The sequence below is a fragment of the Achromobacter pulmonis genome, assembly GCF_021733725.1.
In the GTDB taxonomy this organism is placed as follows: Bacteria; Pseudomonadota; Gammaproteobacteria; order Burkholderiales; family Burkholderiaceae_B; genus Achromobacter; species Achromobacter pulmonis.
In genome coordinates this window covers 580,421-605,133 of record NZ_JAIFOT010000001.1, presented here as the reverse complement: position 1 = coordinate 605,133, position 24,713 = coordinate 580,421, and the positions used below count along the sequence as shown (strand labels likewise).

The following is a 24,713-nucleotide window of genomic DNA, read 5'->3' as shown; positions in this document are numbered from 1 at the left end:
GTTCAGGCGATTTCGGGTTGGATCGGAGGCGGGCTGCCCAGGGGCAGGGTGAAGACGAACTGCGCGCCATTGGGTTCTCCCGGCGCATGCTCGACCCAGATGCGGCCGTGGTGGGCGCTGACGATGGCCTCGCACACCGCCAGGCCGAGGCCGACGCCGGGTGTGGCGGACTCGCGTTCGCCCCGGGTGAATTTCTCGAAGATGCGGCGCTCGGCGCCGGGCGCGACGCCGGGGCCGTTGTCGCACACCGCCACGCGCAGCTCGCCGTCCCGCGCCATGGCGTGCACGCGGATGGCGCTGCCGGCCGGGGTGTACTTGGCGGCATTCTCCAGCAGGTTGCACAGCACCCGTTCGATCAGCACGCCGTCGCATTCGACCAGCGGCAGGCCGGACAGGCGGTCGACCGCAACGCGATGTGCCGCGAGCGGTTCGCGCATGGCGGCCAGCGAGGCGCCGACCAGTTCCTCGATCGATTGCCACTCGCGCCGCAGCGGCGTGTCGCGGCTCTGCAGCCGCGCCATGTCGAGCAGGTTGGCGACCAGCGCGTGCATGCGCTGCGCCTGGTCGCGCATGGCGCGGATGGTGTCCTGGACGTCGCCCGGCAGCGTGTCCTGGCGTCGCATGAGCGTGTCGGTCATGCCGACCAGGCTGGTGAGCGGCGTACGCAGGTCGTGCGATACCGCCGCCAGCAGCGAGTTGCGCAGCTTCTCGGATTCCATGCTGACCAGCGCCTGCTGCGCCACTTCCACATAGTGCAGGCGTTCCAGGGCGATGGCGATGAGCGTGGCGTAGGTCTCGATCTGGCGGCGTGAGTCGGGCTGCGAGAACAGGCCGCGGCGCGGCGCGGCCAACGCCAGCACGCCGCGGGTGCGCATCGGCGCCTTCAGCGGCAAGTAAAGCAACTCGCTGTTGGACAGCGTGGCGGTGCCGGCGCCTGCCGGTTGGCCATGGTCGTAGACCCACTGGGCCAGCGCCGATTCCAGCGGCGGCATGTCTTCGGCGGCCGGCGAGGCCAGCTTGAGGCGGTCGTCCAGGCCCAGGATGTAGAGCGCGCAGCGCGCACCGAAAGTGGCATGGACGAAGGCGCCGGCGGATGCGACGATCTGCTCGGGCAGCAGCGCGGACGACAGCTCGCGCGCGAATTCGTACAGGCTGCGCGCGTCGGCCTCGCGCTTGGCGGAGGCCTGGGCCTGCAATCGCAGGCCGGCGGTGAGCTGGCCGATCAGCAGACCCACGGCCAACAGCACGCTGAAGGTCAGCAAGTATTGCACGTCCGAGACCGCGAAGGAGGCCAGCGGCTGCACGAAGAAGAAGTCGAACAGCCCCACGCTGACGACCGAAGCCAGCGCGGCCGGGCCGCGACCGTGGCGCAGCGCCACCGCGACCACCGCCAGCAGGAACAGCATGACGATGTTGGTCTGGTGCAGCGCGGGGAACGCCAGCGCCGACAGCGCAGTGGCAGCTCCGCAATAGCACAGCGCCCAGGCATAGCCGGCCAGCGCCAACGGGCCGCGTTCATCGGCCGGCAGGCGGCCGCGGCGGCCCAGCGTCAGCGGATCGCGGCCCGGCCCGCTGGCCGCGGGCAGCGGCGGCGCGCCCAGGCGGATGACGTCGATCTCCGGACAGCCGGCGGCCAGCATGTCGGCGAAGCTGTGGCGGCGCCACAGCCAGCCGGGGCTGATGGCCGCAGTCAGCAATGCCGACAGCGACAGGCGCAGCCGTTGCAGGCCGCTGGCGCGGGTGCGGCCGACGATGGCCTTGGTGATGTTGTGGCGACGCACGTAGCGCACCACCGCGTCGACCATGTCGCCGCCGGCCAGGGTTTCACAGCGCGCGCCGAGCGAATCGGCCAGCGCCAGGCTGCGTTGCAGTCGCTCCCGTTCGGCTTGCGGCGGCGGCGCAGCGCGCGGCGCGTCAATGGTGACCACATGCAGGTCGCATTCAAGTTGCTGGCTGAGGCGGTGGGCGCTGCGGATCACGTAGTCCGCGTCGGCATCGGGGCCGACGCAGGCCACGACCGCTTCGCGCGTGCGCCAGACCGGTTCGATGGCGCGGTCGCGGCGGTAGGCCTGCACGTCATCGTCGACGTGCTCGGCGGTGCGGCGCAGGGCCAGTTCGCGCAGCGCGATCAGGTTGCCCTTGCGGAAGAAGTTGCGGGTGGCGTGGCGCGCCTGCTCGGGCAGGTAGACTTTGCCCTCTTTGAGGCGGCGCAGCAGTTCGTCGGCCGACAGGTCCACCAGGATGACTTCGTCGGCGGCGTCGAAGATCTCGTCGGGCACGGTCTCCCAGACCCGCACGCCGGTGATGCTGCCGACGGCCTCGTTCAGGCTGTCCAGATGCTGCACGTTGAGCGTGGTCCAGACGTCGATGCCCACCGCCAGCAGCTCCTGGATATCCTGCCAGCGCTTGGCGTGGCGCGAGCCGGGCGCGTTGGAGTGGGCCAGTTCGTCGACCAGCACCAGGTCGGGATGGGCGGCAAGGGCGCCGTCCAGGTCGAACTCCTTGAGCACGTGGCCGCGGTAGGCGACGTCTTTCAGCGGCAGGACCGCCAGCCCGTCGAGCAGGGCGGAGGTCTCGCGTCGGCCGTGGGTTTCGACGATGCCGGCGAGCACACGGGCGCCTTGCGCGGCCTGGGCGCGCGCCGCCACCAGCATGGCGTAGGTCTTGCCGACACCGGCCGAGGCGCCGAAGTAGACCCGCAACTTGCCGCGCACCGCCTGGCGCGCGGCCTCGTCGAGGTCTTTCAAGAGCGCGTCCGGATCGGGACGCTCGCCAGCAGTGTCAGCCATGAACGCGCAAATAGAGGGAGATAACGGCTGGCAATACTATACGCTGGCGCTTCATTTCACCGGCGCCTGCTGATCCAGCGCCAGGTTGAGCTTGAGCACGTTGACGACCGGCTCGCCCAGCACGCCCAGCCACGGTCTGCTGGTGTTGGCCTGGATCAGGGCGTCGACCTGGGCGCGGGTCAGGTGGCGGGCGCGGGCCACGCGCGCGGCCTGGTATGCCGCTGCCGCCGGGCTGATGTGGGGATCCAGGCCGCTGCCGGACGCCGTGACCAGGTCCACTGGCACGGGTGTGGGGTTGTCCGGATCGGCGGCCTTCAGGGCGGCGATCCGCGCCTGGATCGCCTGGGCCAGGGCCGGATTGCGCGGCCCCAGGTTGGAGCCGCCTGAGTTGGCGCCGTTATAGGGCATCGGCGACGTTGCCGACGGGCGGCCCCAGAAGTATTGGGGCGCGCTGAACGACTGGCCGATCCACTCCGAGCCGATCACCTTGTCGCCTTGCCGGATCAGCGAACCGGAGGCCTCGTGCGGGAACACGGCGGCGGCGATGCCGGTGGTCAGGAAGGGATAGGCCAGGCCTGTAACCAGGGAGAGGGCGACAAAGACCACCAGCGCGGGGCGCAGGATGCCGCCTTGGCGCGGCAGGGGAAGGGTGGGTTTCATGTGGCGTTCCTTTTTCGTTAGCGGGTAGGGGTCAGGCCCAGCCCAGGGCGGTCAGCACCATGTCGACCAGCTTGATGCCGGCGAATGGCACCAGCAAACCGCCCAGTCCGTAGATCAGCAGATTGCGGCGCAGCAGGATCGAGGCGCCCAGCGGCCGGTAGCGCACGCCCTTGAGCGCCAGCGGGATCAGCACGATGATGATGAGCGCGTTGAAGATCACGGCCGACAGGATGGCCGAGGCCGGCGTGGTCAGGCCCATGATGTTCAGCACATTCAACTGCGGGTACACCGTGGCGAATGCCGCCGGGATGATGGCGAAGTACTTGGCCACATCGTTGGCGATGCTGAAGGTGGTGAGCGCGCCGCGCGTCATCAGCATCTGCTTGCCGATCTCGACGATCTCGATGAGCTTGGTGGGGTTGGAATCCAGGTCCACCATGTTGCCGGCTTCCTTGGCGGCTTGCGTTCCGGAATTCATCGCCACCGCGACGTCGGCCTGGGCCAGCGCCGGCGCGTCGTTGGTGCCGTCGCCGGTCATCGCCACCAGGCGGCCTTCGCCCTGGTAGTCGCGGATCAGCTTGAGCTTGGCTTGCGGTGTCGCCTCGGCCAGGAAGTCGTCGACACCGGCCTCGGCCGCAATCGATGCGGCGGTGAGTTTGTTGTCGCCGGTGATCATCACGGTCTTGATACCCATGCGGCGCAATTCGGCGAAGCGCGACTGGATGCCGGGCTTGACGATGTCCTTGAGCTCGACCACGCCCAGGGCGCGGTTACCGTCGCTGACCAGCAGGGGCGTGCTGCCGCGGCGCGCGACATCCTCGGCCAGCCGCAACACTTGCTCCGGCACGGTCGCATCCTGCTCGGCCAGCCAGGCGCACACCGCGTCGACCGCGCCCTTGCGGATGAGGCGGTCCTTCAGGTTGACGCCGCTCATGCGGGTCTGCGCGCTGAACGGCACGTACTCGGCGTCCGAGGCGTGCAGGGCCGGGGCGTGGATGGCCTTGTCGGCCAGCGCCACGATGCTACGGCCCTCGGGCGTCTCGTCGGCCAGCGAGGCCAGGCGCGCCGCGTCGGCCAGTTCGCGCGGCGACACGCCGGGCGCGGGCAGGAAGGTGGAGGCCTGGCGGTTGCCGAAAGTGATGGTGCCGGTCTTGTCCAGCAGCAGCACGTCGACGTCGCCGGCGGCTTCCACCGCGCGGCCCGAGGTGGCGATCACGTTGGCGCCCATCATGCGGCTCATGCCCGCTACGCCAATGGCCGACAGTAGGCCGCCGATGGTGGTGGGGATCAGGCACACCAGCAGCGCCACCAGCACGGTGATGGTGATGACGGCACCGCCGCCGGCGCTCGTGACCGCGTAGATCGAGAACGGCATCAGGGTCGTGACCACCAGCAGGAACACCACCGTCAGGCCGACCAGCAGGATGGTCAGCGCCAGTTCGTTGGGGGTCTTCTGGCGCTTGGCGCCTTCGACCATGGCGATCATGCGGTCCAGGAAGCTCTCGCCCGGATCGGCGGCGATGCGCACGAAGATCCAGTCGGACAGCACCCGGGTGCCGCCGGTGACCGACGAGAAGTCGCCGCCGGACTCGCGGATCACCGGGGCGGACTCCCCGGTGATGGCGCTTTCGTCCACCGAGGCGACGCCGGCGATGACCTGGCCATCGCCCGGGATCGTGTCGCCGGCCTCGACCAGCACCACGTCATGGCGGCGCAGCAGGCCGGAAGGCTGGCTGACGGCGCGGCTGCGCCATTGCGCCGATTCGGCATGGCTTGCGTCCTCCTCGCGAAAGCCCTTGAGCAGGCGGGCCTCGATGGTGGTGCGCAGGCCGCGCAGGGTCGCTGCCTGCTGCTTGCCGCGGCCCTCGGCCAGCGCCTCGGCAAAATTGGCGAACAGCACGGTGAACCAGAGCCATATCGTGATCGCGAGGGTGAAGCCTGCAGGGGCCTCGGCGTGGCCACCTAGCGCCATGAGCCACAGGATCGTGGTCAGGATGCTGCCCACATAAACCACGAACATCACCGGGTTCTTGAGCTGGGCCGCGGGCGAGAGCTTGCGAAGGCTGTCCAGCAGCGCGGGGCCGACCAGGGCGCCGGACCACATGCTGAATTTGCGTTCCGGCGGCACAGCCGCGGGTATGCGGGCGGTCGCGCCGCCGGCGCCTTGGGTAGACATTTCAATCTTGGCCATTTTCTTTCCTAGCCTGTTGTGTTCAGGGTTGCAGGTGTTCCGCGACCGGGCCCAGGGCCAGCGCGGGCACATAGGTCAGGGCGCCCACCAGAAGCACCGCGCCGATGAGCAGCACCACGAACAGAGGACCGGTCGTCGGCATGCCGCCGGGGCCGGCGGGCAGGCGACGCTTGGGGGCCAGCGAACCGGCCAGCGCCAACACCGCGACGATCACGGCGAAGCGGCCGAACCACATGGCGGCGCCGAGCAGTACGTTGTAGAAGGGGCTATTGGCCGACAGGCCGGCGAAGGCGCTGCCGTTGTTGTTGGCGGCCGAGGACAGCCCGTACAGGATCTCGGAGAAGCCGTGGGCGCCGGGATTGAGCACGCCTGCCTGGCCGGCCGCCGCCGATACTGCCAGCGCCGTGCCGCCCAACACCAGCAGCGGCGTCGCCAGGATCACGATCGACACCATCTTCATGTCATGGGCCTCGATCTTCTTGCCCAGGTACTCGGGCGTGCGGCCGACCATCAGGCCGGCGATGAACACGCCCAGGATGGCGAACGCCAGCATGCCGTACAGCCCCGAGCCGACCCCCCCGTAGACCACTTCGCCCAGTTGCATCAGCAGCATCGGCGACAGCCCGCCCAGCGGATTCAACGAGTCATGCATGCCGTTGACCGCGCCGCAGGAGGCCGCCGTGGTGATGGTGGCGAACAGCGAGGTGGCGGCGATGCCGAAGCGGGTTTCCTTGCCTTCCATATTGCCGCCGGGCGCGAGCGCGCTCATCGCGTTGTTGACGCCGGCTTGGGCGGCCATCGGATTGGGCTGCTGTTCGAAATAGGCGGTGCTCAGCGCGAACGCCGCGAACAGCAGTGTCATGGCCGCGAGGATGGCGATGCCCTGGCGCCGGTTGCCCACCATCTCGCCGAAAGCGAAGCAGAGCGAGGCGGGGATCACGAGGATCGCCAGCATTTCCAGAAAGTTCGACAGCGCAGTCGGGTTTTCGAACGGGTGAGCCGAGTTGGCATTGAAGAAGCCGCCACCATTGGTGCCCAGCATCTTGATGGCTTCCTGCGAGGCGACCGGCCCCATCGCCAGCGTCTGCGTCCGGGCGATGACCGGGTCGGTGACGGCCTGGCCGCTGGCATCCAGCACCGGCTGCCCCTGCGCGTCAACGCGTGGCTGTTCGTAGTGCAGGGCTTCGAGCGTCTGCGCTTCCTGGTAGGGGTTGAAGTTCTGGATCACGCCTTGGCTGACCAGCGCCAGCGCCAGCACCAGCGACAGCGGCAACAGCAGGTACAGCGTGCAGCGCACCAGGTCTGTCCAGAAATTGCCCAGCGTGGCCGAGCCGTGGCGCGCCAGTCCGCGGATCAGCGCGAACAGGACCGAGATGCCAGTGGCGGCCGAGACGAAGTTCTGCACCGTCATGGCCAGCATCTGCGTCAGGTAGCTCATGGTCGATTCGCCGCCGTAGCCCTGCCAATTGGTATTGGTGACGAAGCTGATGGCGGTATTGATCGAGGAGTCGGGTGAGACCGCGCCCATGCCCGCCGGGTTCAGCGGCAGCAGGCCTTGCAGGCGCTGCAGGGCGTAGACCGCTATGACGCCCAGGATATTCAAGGCCAGCACGGCCAGGGCGTAGCGTTTCCAGCCCATTTCGGCCTGCGGGTCGATGCCCGCCAGCCGGTAGATGCCACGTTCGAGCGGGCGGCCCCAGGCGGTCAGCCGGGATTGCCGGTCTTCCATGACGATGCGGATGTAACGCCCGAGAAAAGGCGCTATGGCAAGCAGGACCGCCAGGTACAGGACCAGCAATCCGATGAATTCGGCAGTCATCAGAACTTCTCCGGTTTGAACAGGGCGATCAACAGGTACACAAAAAGCAGCGCGGCCGTGACGCCGCTTAGCCAGTAAAGCGCGCTCATGATTGTGTTCCTGCAGACAAGGCTTCGCAGAACCGGACCAGGGCGCAGGTCAGCCCGGCCATGGCGGCGAAGATCGCGATATAGATGACATCCACGTTTTTCCTCCCGGGAGCGACGCTCCCTGCGAACGATGGGCCGGCGCGGCAAAAAGGATGCGGACCGCGCGGGCGTAATGACCAATCAGGACACCGGCAGGTTACGGAGCGGGGGGTAAAAACGGGGTATAGCTTTGGCGTGCCGATGTAAACAGAACGTAAAGACGCGCGACTATCATTGCGGCCAGCGCATGCGCCGCCATGGCGCGGCAGGGCTGCCCGGAAAGCGGGCGCGGCGCGTGCCCGGAAGCGGGCGCGGCGGCGGCCGATTCTTGAGCCGGGCTCAAAATCGGGCGTGCCGGTGCGGGCCGCGGCAGTCTGGAAGTCGGGATTTGATGGGGAAAATCCCAGTATTTAGAATGGAAACACCAAAACGCACCAATATGGTGCGAGTAATAAGTAAATGAATGCGCCGAATTAGGGCATTCCCCTAGTGTGACATTCCCGCATCTGGTGCAGAATCTCTTCCCATGCAGGTGAGGAGACAAAGCCCTGCATGGGCAATTACCGGCGGCACCGGTACATAAAAAAAGTAGCAGTACTCAAAAAAAGCAAAACGCACAACGGCTGGCACCAGGCAGTGCCAGCCGTTGTCGCATAAAAAGCCCGAATTTCGTCCCGCCAGGCTTTTCAAGCGCCGCGTTTCGCGATATTCCTCAGGTTTCGCTCACGCCAGCTATGCCGGAATCCCGCGTTTCCTCCGAATCTTCCTCCCCGTCCCGCTATTGGCGCCGCAACGTGCGGCTGATCGCATTGCTGGTGGTCGTGTGGGCGGCGCTGACATTCATTCCATCCTATTTCGCTCGCGACCTGTCGTTCGACTTCATCGGCTGGCCGTTCTCGTTCTGGATGGCGGCCTATGGCGCGCCGCTGGCCTACCTGATCATCATCTGCATCTACGCCCGGCTCATGAACCGCGCCGACCGGCGCGCCGAAGAGGCCAGGGGGAATCGCTGATGCCGTTCGGCGGAGATACCCCGCAGGAATTCCGCATCCGGCTGCGCCGCATCTACGTGCTGTATACGGCCGGATTCGCGCTGATGATCCTGCTGATGGCGCTGGCCGAGATCCTGGGCCTGCCGCGCAACTGGATCGGCTATGTGTTCCTGCTGGTCACGGTAAGCCTGTATGCGGGCATCGGTATCGTCTGCCGCACTTCGGACCAGGTCGAATACTACGTCGCCGGCCGGCGCGTGCCGGCCATCTACAACGGCATGGCGACCGCTGCCGACTGGATGTCGGTGGCGTCCTTCATCGGCGTGGCCGGCACGCTCTACCTGACGGGCTACGGCGGGCTGGCGTACATCATGGGCTGGACCGGCGGCTACGTGCTGGTGTCGATGCTGCTGGCGCCGTACCTGCGCCGCTTCGGCCAGTACACCATTCCCGATTTCATGGGCGCGCGCTATGGCGGCAATCTGCCGCGGCTGGCGGGCGTGGCCTGCGCCATCCTCTGCTCGTTCACCTATCTGGTGGCGCAGATCTACGGCGTGGGCATCATCACCACGCGCATGACCGGCATTTCGTTCGAGCTGGGCATCTTCGTGGCGTTGGGCGGCATGCTGGTCTGTTCTTTCCTGGGGGGCATGCGCGCCGTTACCTGGACCCAGGTGGGGCAGTACATCATCCTGGTCATTGCCTATCTGGTGCCCGTGGTGTGGCTGTCGATCAAGCATACCGACATGCCGGTGCCGCAGCTGTCGGCCGGGGTGGTGCTGCAGCAGGTGACGGAAAAAGAGGTCTATCTGCAGAACGATCCGGCCGAGATCGAGGTGCGCCGGTTGTGGCAGCAGCACGCCGATGAGATGGCGCAGCGGGTGCGCGACCTGCCGGAATCCTGGGCGCTGGAAAAGGACAAACTGCGTAGCCGCCTGGCCCAGCTCAATGCCAGCGATGCGCCCATGGTCGAGATCCGCTCGGTCGAGCGCGAACTGGCGACGTTTCCGCCGACGGTGGAGGACGCCCGTATCGCCTGGTCGCAGGCCAAGTCCACTTTCGAGGCGCGCGCCGCGCCGCTGACGCCGCATGCGGAGCCTTTTCCATCGGCCGATCCGGAAGAGCGGCGCAACATGCGCATCAACTTCCTGGCGCTGGTGCTGTGCCTGATGCTGGGCACTGCCGGCATGCCGCACATCCTGATGCGTTCATATACGACGTCGTCGGTGGTCGAGGCGCGCCGTTCGGTGTGCTGGTCGTTGCTGTTCATCCTATTGCTGTATTTCATGGCGCCCGCCCTGGCGCTGTTGGTGAAGTACGAGGTCTATACCCAGGTGGTGGGGTCGAATTTCCTCAGTCTGCCGAACTGGGTGCATGCCTGGAGCGCGGTCGACAGCAACCTGCTGGACGTGACCGACATCAACCGCGATGGCGTGGTGCAGCTCAGCGAGATCAGCATCGGCGCCGACGTGGTGGTGCTGGCCATGCCCGAGATCGGCGGCTTGCCCTATGTGATTTCCGGCCTGGTGGCGGCGGGCGGCCTGGCGGCGGCGCTGTCGACCGCCGACGGCCTGTTGCTGACATTGTCCAATTCGCTGTCGCACGACATGTGGTACCGGATGGTTTCGCCGCGCATGTCGGCGGCGCGGCGGGTGATGGTATCCAAGATCCTGTTGCTGGTGGTGGCCTTCGGCGCGGCCTGGGTGGCGGCGCGCAAGCCGGCCGATATTCTGTTCATGGTGTCGGCGGCGTTCTCGTTCGCGGCCTCGTCGTTCTTCCCGGCGCTGGTCATGGGGGTGTTCTGGCGCCGCGCCAACAAATGGGGGGCCACGCTCGGCATGGCGGCGGGGCTGCTGGCGACGTTCGCATACATGACGCATACGCATCCCTGGCTGCGGGAGTGGGTGCTGGGGATTTCGCGGACCGAGCCGGTGGACCTGTGGTGGGGCATCCAGCCGATCGCTGCCGGCGTGTTCGGCGCGCCGGTGGCGTTCCTGACGATCATTGTGGTGTCGCTGCTGACCCCGCGGCCGGATCGGGCCACGCTGGCCCTGGTGGACTACCTGCGCCAGCCGGGGGCGTCGAAGCCGCCGACGGAGAGCGCCTAAGGCGCTTCGCAGGCGTGGGCGTGCCGGTTGTGTGGGTCGATGCAGGTGTTCCAGGCCTGCCGGGGCATGGCCTGCAGCAAGGTGTGGATCTGTCCGGGCGCCCACAGCCATTGCACCCCGCCCGGCGTTTCGCCGGCGGCTTCCCAGACGCGCTTGCGTTGCGCGGCGCTCAGAATGAACTGAGCGCCGTTGCCGCTGTTGCCTGTGGCGAGCACCTGGGCCGGGTCGCGCTTGGCGGCATAGACATCGCTGGCGTCATCGGTCGGGGTGGGTTGCACGATGGCCCAGTCGTAGTGATAGGACTCCAACGCGGGCGGACGCCACGCGGGGCCGGGCAACACCATGATGGCGTGCTCGCCCGGGCGGTCCCGATAGGGCGGACCCAACTGGGGACGGCCGTCCGGTTGTACCGAGACTTCCCGCAGATAGCGCGCCGCCGCGCGGCCATGCGTGTCAAATGTCGTCACCGCGACGGCATCGCCGGATTCGACCTGGTACGAGATGGTGCGCAGCAGCCTGCCGGCGGCGTTGTGGACGTAACGGCTGCTGGGCCGGGCGGCCGCGCAGTCGTTGGCGCCCACCTCCGCCAACCAGCCATATTCGTCGTAGCGCAGGCAGTAGCGCGCTGGCCGGCCCGCGACGCCGTTCCATGCGCGCGTGCGTTCCTCGTAGCCCGCCAGGCGGCCCTGCGCGTCATAGTAGTAGCGGGTTTCCGCTGCGGGACGGGGCAGGGTAGCGTCACCCGAGGCCCGCACCCGGCGCACCGTGTCGGCGGCGTATCGCGCGATGCCGCACAGGCGTGGGCGGCCATCGGCGCGGATTTCCCAGCGCAGCATGGTCACCCCGATACGGGCGCCCGGGGCGGCGGCGTAAACCGACCAGTCTACCTGTTCGGCCCAGATGACGGGCCTGGCGCGCGTGCCGGTTTCGACGGTCACGCTGGGCAGCCATGAGCGGATGCGCGAGCCATCCAACGCCAGCAGGGTGTTCTGCTCATCCAGGCTGATGTCGATGACCTGGGTGTGGCGCCGCGCGGACGCGGCGAGCGGTTCACAGGCCGCGTGGACGAGTCCGGGCACGACGGCCAGCAATGTCAGCGCCAGCCGGAGCGGAAACGAATCAATGCGCGGCATTGTGCAAGTAGGCGACCAAGCCCCAGAGTTCGGCGCCGATGCCGCCCAGGCGCGGTGTGGCGTCCTGCAGATCCATCAGCACGAAGGGGTAGGCATTGCGTTCCAGCTTGCCGGGGGGCGGCAGCCGGTAGGGCTTGAAGTGTTCCCCTGACAGGAGGTAGGTGTTGGTCATGTCACCGACGTCCACGTGCAGGTACCAGACCGTCAGTGTCGTAACGTCCAGGGCGGGGTCGCTTTCCGGATACGGGCCTCCTTGCCCGGCGGGAATGGCGCTGTCCAGCACGGCCATGAGCACGGTGCGCGGGCCGGGCCGCGGAAAATAAGTGGTGCCGCCGGCGCGTTGCGTGAACGCCTGGCGGATGAACGCCGCGCCGCGCGAACCTGGCACGACCGAGCTGGCGAAGAGGGCGTCCAGTTCGGCTTCCGACAAGGGGCGGCGGATGGCCGCCAGCCGGTCCATGTCCTGTTTGAAGAGCGCCAGCCAGGCCTGGTAGCGCAACTGCTGCGCAGCCCGGTCGAATTCCTGTCCCCAGGCGTTGCCGGCCAGCAGCAGACTTAGCCAGACCAGACATAGCCCTGCGGCCAGCCGGTGGCGCCAGGAGGCCGTCGAGGGCGGGGTTTGACGGATCAATGGGGCACGGACTTCGAGAAGACGTTCATCACCACCACGCCGGCGATGATCAGGCCGATGCCGATCAGGGCGGGCGTGTCCAGGTGCTGCTTGAAGAACAGGGCGCCGACGATGGAGATCAGCACGATGCCCACGCCCGACCAGATGGCATAGGCGATGCCGACCGGCACCTCGCGCAGCGTCAGCGATAGAAAATAGAACGAGATCGTGTAGCCGAATACCGTCACGAGCGACGGCAACAGGCGCGAAAAGCCGTCGGAGCTTTTCAGCGCGCTGGTGGCGAAGATTTCGGCGACGATGGCCACGCCGAGGTAGAGCCACTTCATTTGCGCGGCCCGTCCGACTGCCGCAGCAGCACCAGCAGGGCGCCAGCGCCGCCTTCGCGTTCGGGCGCCTCCGAAAACGCCAGCACCTCGTTTTTCTGTACCAGCCAGGTGCGGGCCTTGTCCTTGAGCACCGGTTCCAGCCCTTGCGAGCCGTAGCCCTTGCCATGCACGACGCGCACGCAGCGGATGCCGTGTTCCTGGCATTCGTCCAGGAATGACAGCAGGGCGTGGCGCGCCTGTTCCACGCGCAGGCCGTGCAGGTCGAGTTCGGCGCCGGCGCGCCATTGGCCGCGGCGCAGGTTGCGCGCGGTGTCGGGCGCGGCATCGCCGCGCACGAAGGCGGTGCCGCCTTCGGACAGCAGATGGGTGATTTCGCCGCCGTCCGAGACGCCTGCGTCGGCTCGCACGCTGGTCTCGCCCAGCGCATTGGCGCGGCGCAGGGCCGGCGCGGGCGGGGGCGCCGGTTTGTGCTCGACGCGCGCGACCTGGCGGATCGGCGTGACCGATTGCATGGAGCGCCGGAAGGCGGCCATGTCATCGGCCGGGTCCGTTTCGGCCGCGGCGGACGGCGCGGCTTGCTTGAGCGCGGCCACCCGCTGGGCGAGGGCGGCGCGCTCCCGCTCGGCCTGCAGGTCTTTCTTGAGGCGTTTCAGGTCGGCCGCGCCGACCTTATTGCCCCGCATTCTCCAGCCACCGTTGTGCGTCCAGGGCGGCCATGCAGCCCGTGCCGGCGCTGGTGATGGCCTGGCGGTAGACGTGGTCCTGCACGTCGCCGGCGGCGAACACGCCCGGGACCGAGGTCATGGTGGCCATGCCGGACAGGCCGCTCTTGGTGACTATGTAGCCGTCCTTCATTTCGAGCTGGCCCTGGAAGATCTCGGTGTTGGGCTGGTGGCCGATGGCGATGAAGGCGCCGGTGACCGCCAGGTCTTCGGTGGCGCCGGTGTCGACGTGGCGCACGCGCACGCCGGTGACGCCGCCGTCGTCGCCCAGCACTTCGTCCAGCGTGTGGAACAGCTTCAGTTCCATGTTGCCGTTCTCGACCTTGCTCATCAGCTTGTCGACCAGGATCGGTTCGGCGCGGAACTTGTCGCGACGGTGGATAAGGGTGACCTTGCGGCAGATGTTGGACAGGTACAGGGCTTCCTCGACGGCGGTGTTGCCGCCGCCGACCACCACCACGTCCTGGTTGCGGTAGAAGAAGCCGTCGCAGGTGGCGCAGCCGGAAACGCCACGGCCCATGAAGGCCTCTTCCGAAGGCAGGCCCAGGTACTTGGCCGAGGCACCGGTGGCGATGATCAGGGCGTCGCAGGTATAGACCTTGCCGGTGTCGCCGGTCAGGGTGAAGGGGCGCTTGGACAGGTCGACCTTGGCGATGTGGTCGAACAGCATTTCGGTATTGAAGCGCTCGGCGTGCTTCTGGAAGCGCTGCATCAGGTCCGGACCCTGCACGCCCTCGGCGTCGGCCGGCCAGTTGTCGACGTCGGTGGTGGTCATCAGCTGGCCGCCTTGGGCCAGACCTGTAACAAGGACGGGGCTCAGATTGGCGCGTGCCGCATAGACGGCCGCCGTGTAACCGGCGGGGCCGGATCCGAGTATCAAAACTTTAGCGTGCGTAGGCGTGGACATGGGCGGGTATCTTTAGGTTAACGCCCAATTATAATGAGCCGCATGCCGCGTATCTCGACTGCTTCTCCGCGCGCCTCGCGCAATACCCGCAACGGGCCCTCGCCCCTGCAAACGCGTATTTCCGCGTTGCTGCGCGAGGCCCGCTGGATCCTCTTCGCCGCCCTGGCGGCCTGGCTCACCCTGGTGCTGGCCACCTGGAGCGCGGCCGACCCGGGCTGGTCGCATTCCGTCCCCGCCGGGGTCATCCACAACAAGGGTGGGACGCTGGGTGCCTACCTGGCGGACATCCTGCTGTATCTGTTCGGTTTTTCCGCCTGGTGGTGGGTGGTGCTGCTGCTGCACCGGGTGCGGGCGGGTTATCGCCGCCTCGCCAGCCATCTTCGCGTTACAAATGGTAAGCAGCCAGAGGTGTTGCCGCGTGTCCACTGGGAAGAGGGCATCGGGTTCCTGCTGCTGCTGGTCGGTTCGCTGGGCATGGAAGCGCTGCGTCTGGCCAGCCGCGGCACCCATCTGCCGGGCGCCTCGGAAAACGCCAGCGGCGCGGGCGGCGTCATCGGCCATACCCTGGCCGATCTGATGAGCCGCAGCATCGGTTTCACCGGCAGCACGCTGGCCTTCCTGGTGATGCTGGCGATCGGCCTGAGCCTGTTCTTCTCGTTCTCGTGGCTGACCGTGTCCGAGCGGGTCGGCGCCTGGCTCGAAGGCCTGGTGCGCCGGGTGCGCAACTCGTATGCCGCGCGCGAAGACCGCAAGGTCGGTGAAGTCGCCAAGGCCGTACGCACTGAACAGGTGGTGGCCAAGCAGGAAAAGCTGGTGCACGAGCAGCCGGTGCGCATCGAGCCGGCAATCACCGTGGTGCCCAAGTCCGAACGGGTCGAAAAGGAAAAGCAGCAGTCGCTGTTCTTCGCGCCGCCCGGCGGCGAAGGCGACCTGCCGGCCATCAGCCTGCTGGATCCGCCGCTGGCCAACCAGGAAACCGTGTCGGCCGAGACCATCGAATTCACCTCGCGCCTGATCGAAAAGAAGCTGGCCGACTTCGGCGTGTCCGTCACCGTGGTGGCGGCGCAGGCCGGTCCGGTCATCACGCGTTACGAAATCGAGCCGGCCACCGGCGTCAAGGGCAGCCAGATCGTCAATCTGGCCAAGGATCTGGCGCGCGCGCTCAGCCTGGTCAGCATCCGCGTGGTGGAAACCATCCCCGGCAAGAACCTGATGGGCCTGGAGCTGCCCAACCCGCGCCGCCAGATGGTCAAGCTGTCCGAGATCCTGGGGTCGCAGACCTATCACGCCAGCCATTCGGTCGTGACCATGGCGCTGGGCAAGGATATCGCCGGCAATCCGGTGGTGGCCGACCTGGCCAAGATGCCGCACCTGCTGGTGGCGGGTACCACCGGGTCGGGCAAGTCGGTGGGGATCAACGCCATGATCCTGTCGCTGCTGTACAAGGCCGATGCTTCGCACACCCGTGTGATCCTGATCGACCCGAAGATGCTCGAAATGAGCGTCTACGAAGGCATTCCGCACCTGCTGGCGCCGGTGGTCACGGACATGCGCCAGGCCGCCAATGCGCTGAACTGGTGCGTGGGCGAAATGGAAAAACGCTATCGCCTGATGAGCAAGATGGGCGTGCGCAACCTGGCCGGCTACAACACCAAGATCCGCGACGCGATCAAGCGCGAGGAGCCGATCCCGAATCCGTTCTCGCTGACGCCCGACCAGCCCGAGCCGCTGTCGCCGCTGCCCACCATTGTGGTCGTGATCGACGAACTGGCCGACCTGATGATGGTGGTGGGCAAGAAGATCGAAGAGTTGATCGCCCGCCTGGCGCAGAAGGCGCGCGCGGCGGGCATCCACCTGATCCTGGCGACGCAGCGTCCCAGCGTCGACGTCATCACCGGCCTGATCAAGGCCAACATCCCGACCCGCATCGCCTTCCAGGTGTCATCCAAGATCGACTCTCGCACCATTCTCGACCAGATGGGCGCGGAAACCCTGCTGGGCCAGGGCGACATGCTCTACATGCCGCCGGGCACCGGCCTGCCGGTGCGCGTGCACGGGGCCTTCGTCAGCGACGATGAAGTGCACCGCGTCGTGGAAAGCCTGAAGGCGCAGGGCGAGCCGAACTATGTCGAAGGCCTGCTGGAAGGCGGGCTCGAAGGTGACGGCGGCGAAGGCGCCAGCAGTGTCACCGGCATCGGCGGCGACGCCGAGTCCGATCCGATGTACGACCAGGCTTGCGAGGTGGTGCTCAAGCATCGCCGCGCCTCGATCTCGCTGGTGCAGCGCCATCTGCGCATTGGTTACAACCGTGCGGCGCGGTTACTGGAACAGATGGAGCAATCGGGTATCGTGTCGGCGATGCAGTCCAATGGCAACCGGGAAATCCTGGTGCCCGCCGCCGCCCGAGAGGAAGCATGATGAAGACGTTTCGCGGCCTGGCCGCCACCCTGGCCTTGTGCGTGGTTCCGGCCCTGGCGCCGGTTTCGGCCATGGCCGCCAGCGCGCAGGAGCAGTTGCGCGCGTTCGTGAGCACGGTGACGGCGGCGACGGGGTCGTTTTCGCAATACACCGTCAATACGCAGGGGCGTACCCAGCCGGCGCAGACGGGCGTGTTCTCGTTCCAGCGGCCGGGCAAGTTCAAGTGGGCGGTGCAGAAGCCCTATGAGCAATTGGTGATTTCCGATGGCAAGCAGGTGTTCCAGTTCGATCCGGATCTGGCGCAGGTGACCGAGCGCAAGGTGGACGCGGCAATCGGCACGTCGCCGGCGGCGATCCTGTTCGGGTCGGGATCGCTGGAGCAGTCGTTCGTGGTGACGGCGTTGCCGTCCAAGGATGGCATCGATTGGCTGCGGGCCAAGCCGCGCACGGCGGATGCCGGGTTTTCGCGGGTGGATATCGGAATGAAGGACAATCTGCCGGTGCGGGTTGAACTGCTGGATTCTTTCGGGCAGACGACGCGGGTGGATCTTTCGGGGATCGTGCCCAACCCCAAGCTTGGCGAGGGGGAGTTTCGGTTTGTGGCGCCCAAGGGCGTGGATGTCGTCAAGATGTAGGGAGTCCAGCGGCGTCTTTGCTGGCTTGCCTTTGAGTTCTTGAGTATTTGTTTCTTGCTTGGTGCGGTGGTTGCTTCGTAGGCCGCCCGTCACGGGGCGCGCAGGCGGTGAGCGCGCCAACGATTGCGGTCCGGAGCGTTCGCTCCGGACTACCCCATCCTCATCCTCGTTGCCGCCTGCGGCGGCTGCCTTCGGATTCCGTCGGGCGCATCGACGGCGCGCTCACCGCCTGCGCGCCCCGCGGGCGGCCGATTCCGGCATACGTGATGTCTTGCGGCGGGGTGGTGGTCGCTGCGCGCTTGCTAGGGGCTTGATGGGCGATGTCGCCCGATGCGCGCAGCGAGCGGCTTGGGCTGGGAGGGTCGCCCGGCCGCCCGGCCGCCCGAAGGCCGGGCAGCCCCCTCGGGGGGCAGCTAGCTCACGCAGTGGGCGCGGCGTGGGGGCGCTTATACGCCACACAGTCGATTTCCACCTTCGCATCCACCATCAGCGGCGACTGCACGCAGGCGCGGGCGGGGGGATTTTCGCCGAAATATTCCTTGAAGACCTTGTTGAACGACGGGAAGTCGCGCGCGTCGTCGAGCCAGACGCCGCAGCGCACGACGTGCTCGGGGCCGTAGCCGGCTTCCTTGAGGATGGCGAGGACTTGCTGGATGGCCTTGTGGCATTGGGCCACGGTGCCGCCTTCGATGACTTCGCCGTTTTCCATGGGCACCTGGCCCGAGACGTAGAGCCAGCCGTCGGCGGCGACGGCGCGGGCGAAGGGCATGTGGGAACCGCCCTGGCCGGTGCCGCCGGCAACGCCGTAGCGGGTGATGCCGTTGTTGTCGGGGGTGGGGATGGTGCTGCTCATGTCAGGGCTCCTTGGGGGCAGGGGTTGAGGCGGCGAAGCTGGCGCGCAGGTCGCCGTTGCGGGGCAGCCAGCGGCCGGCGCGGTCGCCGGTGGGTTGGCCGTGGCGGTAGGACAGCACGCCGTTGACCCAGACGGCTTCGATGCCGGCGGCGGTCTGGACCGGGGCGGCGAAGGTGGCGCGGTCGATGACGGTGGCGGGGTCGAACAGCACCAGGTCGGCATGAAAGCCTTCGCGCACCAGGCCGCGCTCGGCCAGGCCGAAGCGGGCGGCGGACAGGCCTGTCATCTTGTGGACGGCCTCGGGCAGCGGGAACAGGCCGACGTCGCGGCTGTAGTGGCCGAGCACACGCGGGAAGGCGCCCCACAGGCGCGGGTGCGGCATGGGGTCGTTGGGCAGGCCGTCGGAGCCGACCATGGTGAGCCGGTTCGACAGCACGCGGCGCACGTCGTCCTCGTGCATGTTGTGATAGACCGCGCCGGCTGGTTGCAGGCGCCTGGCGGCTTCCAGCAACGATGCATTCCAGTCGGCGGCGATGGCGGCGAGTTTGCGGCCGGCCTGTTCGGGGTGCGGCACCGACCAGGTGATGTCGATATCGAATTCGTCGGTGACCTGCTTGAGGTCGAGCGTGGACGAGCTGGCCGAGTACGGGTAACAGTCGCAGCCCACGTGTTGCATGCGGCCGGCGTTCTCCAGCTTGAACAGCACTTCCTTCGTGCGGCCCCAGTTGCCGGCCCCGGCGCATTTCAGGTGCGACACCACCACCGGCACGCGCGCATGCAGGGCGATGTCGAAGGCTTCCTGCATGGCTTCGAGGATGGCGGCGAATTCCGAGCGCAGGTGGGTGGTGTAGAGCGCGCCGAACTCATCCAGGACCTCGGCCAGCAGCTTGACCTCGGCGGTGTCGGCCTCGATGGCCGAGCCGTAGGCCAGGCCGGTGCTCAGGCCGATGGCGCCGTGCGCCAGGGCCTCGCGCAGCTGTTCGCGCATGGCCATCACTTCGTCGCGCGTGGCGCTGCGGTCGAGGCGGTCCAGGTAATTGTTGCGCAGGGCGGTATGGCCGACCAGCGCGGCGACGTTCACGGCGGGTTGCGCGGCCTCGATGGCGCGGGTGTAGTCGGCAAAGGTCGGGTAGGCAAAGTCCTCGCGCCGGCCCAGCAGGTTCATCGGGTCGGGCGGCTCGCCGCGCAGCGCAACCGGCGCGGCGCTGATGCCGCAATTGCCTACCACCACGGTAGTCACGCCCTGCGACAGCTTGGGCAGCATGCCGGGCGTGCGGATGACGTTGGTGTCGTCATGGGTGTGGACATCGATGAAGCCGGGCGCCAGCGCCAGGCCGGCGCCGTCGATGACCTGGCGCGCCGCGGTGCCGGACAGGTCGCCGATGGCGGCGATGCGGCCGCCGGCCAGCGCCACGTCGGCGGCATATTCGGCAGCGCCCGAGCCGTCGAGCACGCGGACGTTGCCGATGAGGGTGTCGTACATCTTGGTTTCCAGGGTCAGTCGCCCAGCGGCAGCCGGTTCGGGCCGCCGCGGTATTCGTCCAGCGCCAGCTTGATGCGGCGCAGGCGTTCGCGGTTTTCTTCTTGGTTCAGCATGGCCAGCTCGGTCGACAGCAGATCGATCGCCAGCATCATGGCGTAGCGCGAGGCCGAGGGCTTGTAGATGAAGTCGGTTTCGTCGGTGCGTATCGGCAGCACCACGTCGGCCAGCTTGGCCAGTTCCGAGGTGGCGTCGGTGACGGCGACGATGCGGGCGCGGTACTGCTTGACGATGCGCGCCGCGCCGACGATCTCCGGCGTCAGGCCCGAGGCCGACAGGATCACCACGGCATCGCGCTCGTCCAGGGTTGCGGCCACCATGCGCAGCAGCACCGCGTCGCTGTAGACCGCGATCGGGTAGCCCAGGCGCACCAGGCGCGACTGCACTTCCTGCGCCAGCACGGCCGAGGCGCCGCCCATGCCGAATACATACACCATGCGGGCGCCATCGACGATGCCGGCGGCAGCCTCGAACAGCGGCTCGGTGAAGGTGGGCAGATGGGCGCGCAGCGTGCTTTCGATGTCGGCGTAGATACGCGCATAGAACGTGCTTTCCTCGGCCGGCGCGCTCGGGTCCAGGAAGCGGCTGCCCACGGTGCTGGCCTGTGCCAGTTTCATCTTCAGGTCGCGGGTGTCGTCGCAGCCCACGGTGCGCGCAAAGCGCGAGATGGTGGCGATGCTGACGCCGGCCTTGGCCGCCAGTTGGTCCACCGTGGCGCTGGCGCTCCAGATGATGTTGTCCAGGATGGCGTCGGCGACCTTGCGTTCAGTGACGCTCAGGTCGTCGCGGCGGCTGCGGATCTGGAAGACGATGTCGCGGATGATGTTCATGTGGTATTCCTGGGTCGAAGCGGGCGGAGCCCTTTACACGGCCAGTTCGGGATCGCCGAGGCGCGAACAGGCCGCGAAGTGGCCAGGTCCGACACTGACGTCGCGCGCTTCGGTGATGGCGCAGGCCTCGATGGCGTGCGGGCAACGGGTGCGGAAGACGCAGCCGGAAGGCGGATTGACCGGGCTGGGAATATCGCCCTTGAGCAGGATACGCGAACGCGGCGCGCGCGGATCGGGCACCGGCGCGGCCGACAGCAGGGCGCGGGTGTAGGGATGGCGCGGCCGCGCGTAGACTTCGCGGGTGGGGCCGCGTTCCATCACGCGGCCCAGGTACATCACCACCACTTCGTCGCAAAGATAGTCGACCACCGCCAGGTCGTGGGCCACGAACAGCATGGTCAGGCCCAGGTCGCGTTGCAGGTCCTGCAGCAGGTTCAGCACCTGCGCCTGCACCGACACGTCCAGCGCCGACACCGGTTCGTCCGCCACGATGAAGTCCGGCTCCACCGCCAGGGCGCGGGCGATGCCGATGCGCTGGCGCTGGCCGCCGGAGAACTCGTGCGGATAGCGGCGGCGGTGATCGGCGTTCAACCCGACGCGCTCGAGCAGTTCGCCGATGCGGGCCGCGCGGCGGTGCTGGGCCAGCTCATGGGTGTCGAGCGCCTCGCCCAGGATCTCGGCCACGGTCATGCGCGGGTTGAGGCTGGCGTAGGGGTCCTGGAACACGATCTGCATGCGGCGGCGCCACGGCAGCATCTCTTTTTCAGACAGGCGGGTGAGGTCGTGGCCGTCGAACACCAGGCGGCCGGCGGTGGGCGCGAACAGGCGCAGCAGGGCGCGCCCGGTGGTGGTTTTGCCCGAGCCGGACTCGCCCACCAGGCCGACGATGGTGTTGCGCGGCACGTCGAAGCTGACGCCGTCGACCGCCCGCACCACCGGCGCGTTGCGCGCCTGCGAGGTGGGGAAGTGGACCTTCAGGTCCTCGATGCGCACCAGGGGTTCGGCGGCGCGCGCGGGTTGGGGGCTTGCGGTCATAGCGGGGTCACCTTGATGCAGCGGGCGTGGTGCCGGTCCTGCACCGCCACCAGTTCGGGCACGTCGCGGCGGCAGTTGTCGTCGGCCAGCGCGCAGCGCGGCGCGAAGGTACAGCCGGCGGGCAGCGACAGCACGCTCGGCACGTTGCCGGGAATGGCGCGCAGGCGCTCGCCGGCGGCCAGCAGCGCGGCGGTCGGCAGGCAGGACAGCAGGCCGCGCGTGTACGGATGGGTGGGCTTTTCGAACAGGTCGTAGACGCCGGCGTCCTCGACCACGCGGCCGGCATACATCACGGCCACGCGATGCGCGATCTCGGCCACCACGCCCAGGTTGTGGGTGATGAACAGGATGCTCATGTTCATCTCGGCCTGCAGCCGGCGCAGCAGGTCCAGGATCTGCGCCTGCACCGTCACGTCCAGCGCCGTGGTGGGTTCGTCGGCGATCAGCACGGCCGGGTTGCAGGCCAGCGCCAGGGCGATCATGACGCGCTGGCGCATGCCGCCGGACATCTGGTGCGGGTATTCGTTGACGCGCCGGTCGGCCGCCGGGATCTCGACCCGGTCGAGCATGTCGCGGGCGCGCTTCATGGCCGCCGCGCGCGAGCCGCCCTCGTGCTGCAGCACGGCCTCGGCGATCTGGTCGCCCACCGTGTACAGCGGGTTCAGGCTGGTCATGGGCTCCTGAAAGATCATGGCGATCTCGGCGCCGCGGATGCGGCGCAGCGTGGCCGGCGAGGCATGGGCCAGGTCGTGTTCCTGCCCGCGGCGGTCGCGAAAGCGGATCTGGCCCGCTTCGATGCGGCCGGCCGGCTTGGGCAGCAGGCCCATGATGGACAGGCTGGTGACGGACTTGCCCGAACCGGATTCGCCGACGATGGCCAGCGTTTCGCCGCGCGCCAGGTCGAAGGTGACGCCGTCCACCGATTTGGCGATGCCGTCGCGGCTGTGGAACCAGGTCTTCAGGCCTTCCACCGACAGCACGATGTCACGGGTGCTTGCGGTCATGATTACAGCTCCTTGCGCAGGCGCGGATCGAGCACGTCGCGCAGGCCGTCGCCGACCAGTTGCAGCGACAGCACCGAGAGGACGATGGCGATGCCGGGGAAGATCATGATCCAGTCGGCCGAGCCCATGTACTGCTGGCCGGCGTTGATCATGGTGCCCCAGGTGGGAATGTCGGGCGAGACACCCACGCCCAGGAACGACAGGCCGGCTTCGGCCAGGATCGCGTAGGCGAAGATGAAGGTGCCTTGCACCAGGATCGGCGACAGCAGGTTGCGCAGCACGTGCACGGTGACGATGCGCCAGGTCGATACGCCCAGCGCGCGGGCGGCTTCGACGAACGGCAGCTCGCGGATCACCAGGGTCGAGGCGCGCACGATGCGGGCCAGACGCGGCGTATAGACAATGCCCAGCGCGATCACCACGTTCACCAGCGACGGCCCCAGCGCCGCCACCAGCGAGATCGCCAGCAGGATGTCGGGAAAGGCCATCATGGCGTCGATCAGGCGCGAGACGAACTTGTCGGCCGAGCGGAAGAAGCCGGCGATCAGCCCCAACGCGATGCCCAGCACGCTGGACAGGATCACCACCGAGAAGCCCACCATCAGCGACAGCCGGCCGCCGTAGATGACGCGGCTGAACACGTCGCGGCCGAAATCATCGGTGCCGAACCAGTGCGCGGCGCCGGGCGCCTTGAGCCGGTTCATGATGGAGAGCTTGAACGGGTCATAGGGGCTGAGCCACGGCGCCAGCAGCGCCGCGACCACCAGCACGACCAGCACGATCAGGCTGACCAGCACGGTCTTGCGCGCCACCAGCAGGCGCAGCACCTGCCAGCGGTCCGTGCCGGCGTCAACTGTAGTCGGATTAGTCATTTCGGTCGTTTCGTTCGCAACACTTCCAAGCGGGGCCACCGCGGAGCCGGCTTTGCCGGGCCGCCGGTGGCGTCCCCTTGAGGGGGAGGCGCCGAAGGCGCGTCGGGGGTGGGTTCATCATCAATAGCGTACGCGCGGATCGACCAGCAGATACAACAGGTCGATGAACAGGTTGATGAGCACGTAGATGGCCGCGATGATCAGCAGCGCACCCTGGATGACGGGGTAGTCGCGGCGCAGCACCGCCGACACCACCAGGCTGCCCACGCCGGGCAGGCCGAACACGGTCTCGGTGACCACGGCGCCGCTGATCAGCAGGGCGGTGGTCAGGCCCAGCACCGTCAGGATCGGGATCAGCGCGTTGCGCACGGCATGCTTGAGGATCACGCGGCTTTCCGGCAGGCCTTTGGCCCGGGCGGTGCGCACGTAGTCGTCGCGCAGCACGTCCAGCATGCTGGCGCGGATGAAGCGGGTGATCAGCGCCGAATTCACCAGTCCCAGCACCACCGCCGGCAGCACCAGGTGCGATACCCGCGTGGCGAACGAGGCATCCGGGCCGCCATAGCCCGACACCGGCAGCCAGCCCAGCTTGACCGAGAACACCTGCATCAGCAGCAGCCCGAGCCAGAAGCTCGGCACGCTGGAGGTGAACATGGAAAACGACAACACCGACTGGTCCAGCGTGGTGCCGCGCTTGACCGCCGACAGGATGCCCACCGGCAGCGCAATCAGCGTCGCGATGCACAGCGACATCAGCGTCAGCAGCAGGGTCGGTTCGGCGCGGTCGGCCAGGGCCGACAGCACCGGCTTGTTCATGAAGATGGACTGGCCCAGGTCGCCCTGCGCCAGCTTGCCCAGCCATGAGAGGTACTGCACGGGCAGGGGCCGGTCCAGACCCAACTGGTGTTCCAGCGCGGCGATGTCGGCCTGGCTGGCCTGGGGACCGAGCATCACGGCGGCGGGATTGCCGGGCGTGACGCGGATGATGACGAACACGATGGTCGCGACGATGAACATCACGGCCACCAGCCCGACCAGCCGGTTCAAGAGATAACGCAACACAGTGGCATCCTAGGATGGGCGCGCCAGTGCCGGCGCGGTGGTTCGGGCGGGGCGGGCC

At 67.7% G+C, this 24,713-nt stretch carries 21 protein-coding genes; 4 read left to right on the top strand and 17 right to left on the bottom strand.

The features are described from left to right. Positions 1-2 precede the first annotated feature (2 nt). From K2W61_RS02750 to kdpF, 5 genes are read right to left on the bottom strand one after another with little or no spacing between them, the layout of a single operon-like run. Entirely contained in the window at positions 3-2,789 is a 2,787-nt protein-coding gene (locus tag K2W61_RS02750; RefSeq protein ID WP_175131302.1) for a sensor histidine kinase, read from the bottom strand. Between the two features lie 51 nt (positions 2,790-2,840). Further along, complete coding sequence (kdpC, locus tag K2W61_RS02745; protein WP_236755028.1) at positions 2,841-3,449, bottom strand: potassium-transporting ATPase subunit KdpC; 609 nt, start codon at positions 3,447-3,449, stop codon at positions 2,841-2,843. A gap of 31 nt (positions 3,450-3,480) precedes the next feature. After that, positions 3,481-5,640, bottom strand: a complete 2,160-nt coding sequence (gene kdpB / locus K2W61_RS02740) for a potassium-transporting ATPase subunit KdpB (RefSeq protein ID WP_236755027.1) — start codon at positions 5,638-5,640, stop codon at positions 3,481-3,483. A gap of 22 nt (positions 5,641-5,662) precedes the next feature. Beyond that, positions 5,663-7,459 carry a potassium-transporting ATPase subunit KdpA gene (gene kdpA, locus K2W61_RS02735; protein WP_175131305.1) on the bottom strand — a complete coding sequence of 599 codons (1,797 nt, stop codon included), beginning with the start codon at positions 7,457-7,459 and terminating at the stop codon, positions 5,663-5,665. Beyond that, positions 7,459-7,548, bottom strand: coding sequence for a K(+)-transporting ATPase subunit F (kdpF, locus tag K2W61_RS02730; protein ID WP_175131306.1), 90 nt, complete (start codon positions 7,546-7,548; stop codon positions 7,459-7,461). Before kdpF ends, kdpA begins: the two co-directional genes overlap by 1 nt. Positions 7,549-8,321: 773 nt before the next feature. Here kdpF and K2W61_RS02725 point away from each other — a divergent pair. Next, positions 8,322-8,600, top strand: coding sequence for a DUF4212 domain-containing protein (locus K2W61_RS02725; protein WP_175131307.1), 279 nt, complete (start codon positions 8,322-8,324; stop codon positions 8,598-8,600). Further along, positions 8,600-10,687, top strand: coding sequence for a sodium:solute symporter family protein (locus K2W61_RS02720; RefSeq protein WP_175131308.1), 2,088 nt, complete (start codon positions 8,600-8,602; stop codon positions 10,685-10,687). The genes K2W61_RS02725 and K2W61_RS02720 overlap by 1 nt, the downstream gene beginning before the upstream one ends. Here the strand turns inward: K2W61_RS02720 and K2W61_RS02715 are convergent. From K2W61_RS02715 to trxB, 5 genes are read right to left on the bottom strand one after another with little or no spacing between them, the layout of a single operon-like run. Further along, the gene (locus K2W61_RS02715) at positions 10,684-11,820 is read right to left on the bottom strand and encodes a hypothetical protein (protein ID WP_175131309.1); all 1,137 of its coding nucleotides are present in this window, start codon (positions 11,818-11,820) and stop codon (positions 10,684-10,686) included. The genes K2W61_RS02720 and K2W61_RS02715 overlap by 4 nt on opposite strands. Beyond that, entirely contained in the window at positions 11,807-12,451 is a 645-nt protein-coding gene (locus K2W61_RS02710) for a hypothetical protein (RefSeq protein WP_236755026.1), read from the bottom strand. Before K2W61_RS02710 ends, K2W61_RS02715 begins: the two co-directional genes overlap by 14 nt. Further along, positions 12,448-12,777, bottom strand: coding sequence for a DMT family transporter (locus K2W61_RS02705; protein ID WP_175131311.1), 330 nt, complete (start codon positions 12,775-12,777; stop codon positions 12,448-12,450). The genes K2W61_RS02710 and K2W61_RS02705 overlap by 4 nt, the downstream gene beginning before the upstream one ends. Then, positions 12,774-13,460: a Smr/MutS family protein gene (locus K2W61_RS02700; RefSeq protein WP_175140936.1), complete on the bottom strand. Its 687-nt coding sequence runs from the start codon at positions 13,458-13,460 to the stop codon at positions 12,774-12,776. Before K2W61_RS02700 ends, K2W61_RS02705 begins: the two co-directional genes overlap by 4 nt. Further along, positions 13,447-14,406, bottom strand: coding sequence for a thioredoxin-disulfide reductase (trxB, locus tag K2W61_RS02695; protein WP_175131313.1), 960 nt, complete (start codon positions 14,404-14,406; stop codon positions 13,447-13,449). Before trxB ends, K2W61_RS02700 begins: the two co-directional genes overlap by 14 nt. 42 nt (positions 14,407-14,448) lie before the next feature. On the opposite strand from trxB, the gene K2W61_RS02690 reads away from it, so the two are divergent. Continuing rightward, positions 14,449-16,824, top strand: a complete 2,376-nt coding sequence (locus K2W61_RS02690; protein WP_175131314.1) for a DNA translocase FtsK — start codon at positions 14,449-14,451, stop codon at positions 16,822-16,824. After that, complete coding sequence (gene lolA / locus K2W61_RS02685; RefSeq protein WP_175131402.1) at positions 16,824-17,459, top strand: outer membrane lipoprotein chaperone LolA; 636 nt, start codon at positions 16,824-16,826, stop codon at positions 17,457-17,459. Before K2W61_RS02690 ends, lolA begins: the two co-directional genes overlap by 1 nt. Before the next feature lie 418 nt (positions 17,460-17,877). Here the strand turns inward: lolA and K2W61_RS02680 are convergent, their stop codons facing one another. From K2W61_RS02680 to K2W61_RS02650, 7 genes are all read right to left on the bottom strand, one after another. Further along, positions 17,878-18,312, bottom strand: a complete 435-nt coding sequence (locus K2W61_RS02680) for a RidA family protein (protein ID WP_175131315.1) — start codon at positions 18,310-18,312, stop codon at positions 17,878-17,880. A 1-nt stretch (position 18,313) separates the two neighbouring features. Then, the gene (locus K2W61_RS02675) at positions 18,314-19,795 is read right to left on the bottom strand and encodes an N-acyl-D-amino-acid deacylase family protein (protein ID WP_175131316.1); all 1,482 of its coding nucleotides are present in this window, start codon (positions 19,793-19,795) and stop codon (positions 18,314-18,316) included. A 14-nt stretch (positions 19,796-19,809) separates the two neighbouring features. Then, complete coding sequence (locus K2W61_RS02670) at positions 19,810-20,682, bottom strand: MurR/RpiR family transcriptional regulator (protein ID WP_175131317.1); 873 nt, start codon at positions 20,680-20,682, stop codon at positions 19,810-19,812. A gap of 33 nt (positions 20,683-20,715) precedes the next feature. Further along, positions 20,716-21,717 carry an ABC transporter ATP-binding protein gene (locus K2W61_RS02665; RefSeq protein ID WP_175131318.1) on the bottom strand — a complete coding sequence of 334 codons (1,002 nt, stop codon included), beginning with the start codon at positions 21,715-21,717 and terminating at the stop codon, positions 20,716-20,718. Beyond that, the gene (locus tag K2W61_RS02660) at positions 21,714-22,721 is read right to left on the bottom strand and encodes an ABC transporter ATP-binding protein (RefSeq protein WP_175131319.1); all 1,008 of its coding nucleotides are present in this window, start codon (positions 22,719-22,721) and stop codon (positions 21,714-21,716) included. Before K2W61_RS02660 ends, K2W61_RS02665 begins: the two co-directional genes overlap by 4 nt. Positions 22,722-22,723: 2 nt before the next feature. Beyond that, the gene (locus K2W61_RS02655; protein ID WP_175140934.1) at positions 22,724-23,593 is read right to left on the bottom strand and encodes an ABC transporter permease; all 870 of its coding nucleotides are present in this window, start codon (positions 23,591-23,593) and stop codon (positions 22,724-22,726) included. 120 nt (positions 23,594-23,713) lie between these two features. Then, positions 23,714-24,655 (bottom strand): ABC transporter permease, encoded by a 942-nt coding sequence (locus K2W61_RS02650; RefSeq protein WP_175131321.1) that lies wholly within the window; start codon positions 24,653-24,655, stop codon positions 23,714-23,716. Positions 24,656-24,713 lie beyond the last annotated feature (58 nt).

Bases quoted from the DNA above. Each gene is read 5' to 3' on its own strand.
- kdpC (WP_236755028.1), bottom strand. From the start codon at position 3,449: ATGAAACCCACCCTTCCCCTGCCGCGCCAAGGCGGCATCCTGCGCCCC.
- trxB (WP_175131313.1), bottom strand. From the start codon at position 14,406: ATGTCCACGCCTACGCACGCTAAAGTTTTGATACTCGGATCCGGCCCC.
- K2W61_RS02660 (WP_175131319.1), bottom strand. From the start codon at position 22,721: ATGACCGCAAGCACCCGTGACATCGTGCTGTCGGTGGAAGGCCTGAAG.
- K2W61_RS02655 (WP_175140934.1), bottom strand. From the start codon at position 23,593: ATGACTAATCCGACTACAGTTGACGCCGGCACGGACCGCTGGCAGGTG.
- K2W61_RS02670 (WP_175131317.1), bottom strand. From the start codon at position 20,682: ATGAACATCATCCGCGACATCGTCTTCCAGATCCGCAGCCGCCGCGAC.
- kdpB (WP_236755027.1), bottom strand. From the start codon at position 5,640: ATGGCCAAGATTGAAATGTCTACCCAAGGCGCCGGCGGCGCGACCGCC.
- K2W61_RS02700 (WP_175140936.1), bottom strand. From the start codon at position 13,460: ATGCGGGGCAATAAGGTCGGCGCGGCCGACCTGAAACGCCTCAAGAAA.
- K2W61_RS02715 (WP_175131309.1), bottom strand. From the start codon at position 11,820: ATGCCGCGCATTGATTCGTTTCCGCTCCGGCTGGCGCTGACATTGCTG.
- lolA (WP_175131402.1), top strand. From the start codon at position 16,824: ATGAAGACGTTTCGCGGCCTGGCCGCCACCCTGGCCTTGTGCGTGGTT.
- K2W61_RS02720 (WP_175131308.1), top strand. From the start codon at position 8,600: ATGCCGTTCGGCGGAGATACCCCGCAGGAATTCCGCATCCGGCTGCGC.
- K2W61_RS02680 (WP_175131315.1), bottom strand. From the start codon at position 18,312: ATGAGCAGCACCATCCCCACCCCCGACAACAACGGCATCACCCGCTAC.
- K2W61_RS02705 (WP_175131311.1), bottom strand. From the start codon at position 12,777: ATGAAGTGGCTCTACCTCGGCGTGGCCATCGTCGCCGAAATCTTCGCC.
- kdpF (WP_175131306.1), bottom strand. From the start codon at position 7,548: ATGAGCGCGCTTTACTGGCTAAGCGGCGTCACGGCCGCGCTGCTTTTT.
- K2W61_RS02665 (WP_175131318.1), bottom strand. From the start codon at position 21,717: ATGACCGCAAGCCCCCAACCCGCGCGCGCCGCCGAACCCCTGGTGCGC.
- K2W61_RS02725 (WP_175131307.1), top strand. From the start codon at position 8,322: ATGCCGGAATCCCGCGTTTCCTCCGAATCTTCCTCCCCGTCCCGCTAT.
- K2W61_RS02750 (WP_175131302.1), bottom strand. From the start codon at position 2,789: ATGGCTGACACTGCTGGCGAGCGTCCCGATCCGGACGCGCTCTTGAAA.
- K2W61_RS02675 (WP_175131316.1), bottom strand. From the start codon at position 19,795: ATGTACGACACCCTCATCGGCAACGTCCGCGTGCTCGACGGCTCGGGC.
- K2W61_RS02690 (WP_175131314.1), top strand. From the start codon at position 14,449: ATGCCGCGTATCTCGACTGCTTCTCCGCGCGCCTCGCGCAATACCCGC.
- kdpA (WP_175131305.1), bottom strand. From the start codon at position 7,459: ATGACTGCCGAATTCATCGGATTGCTGGTCCTGTACCTGGCGGTCCTG.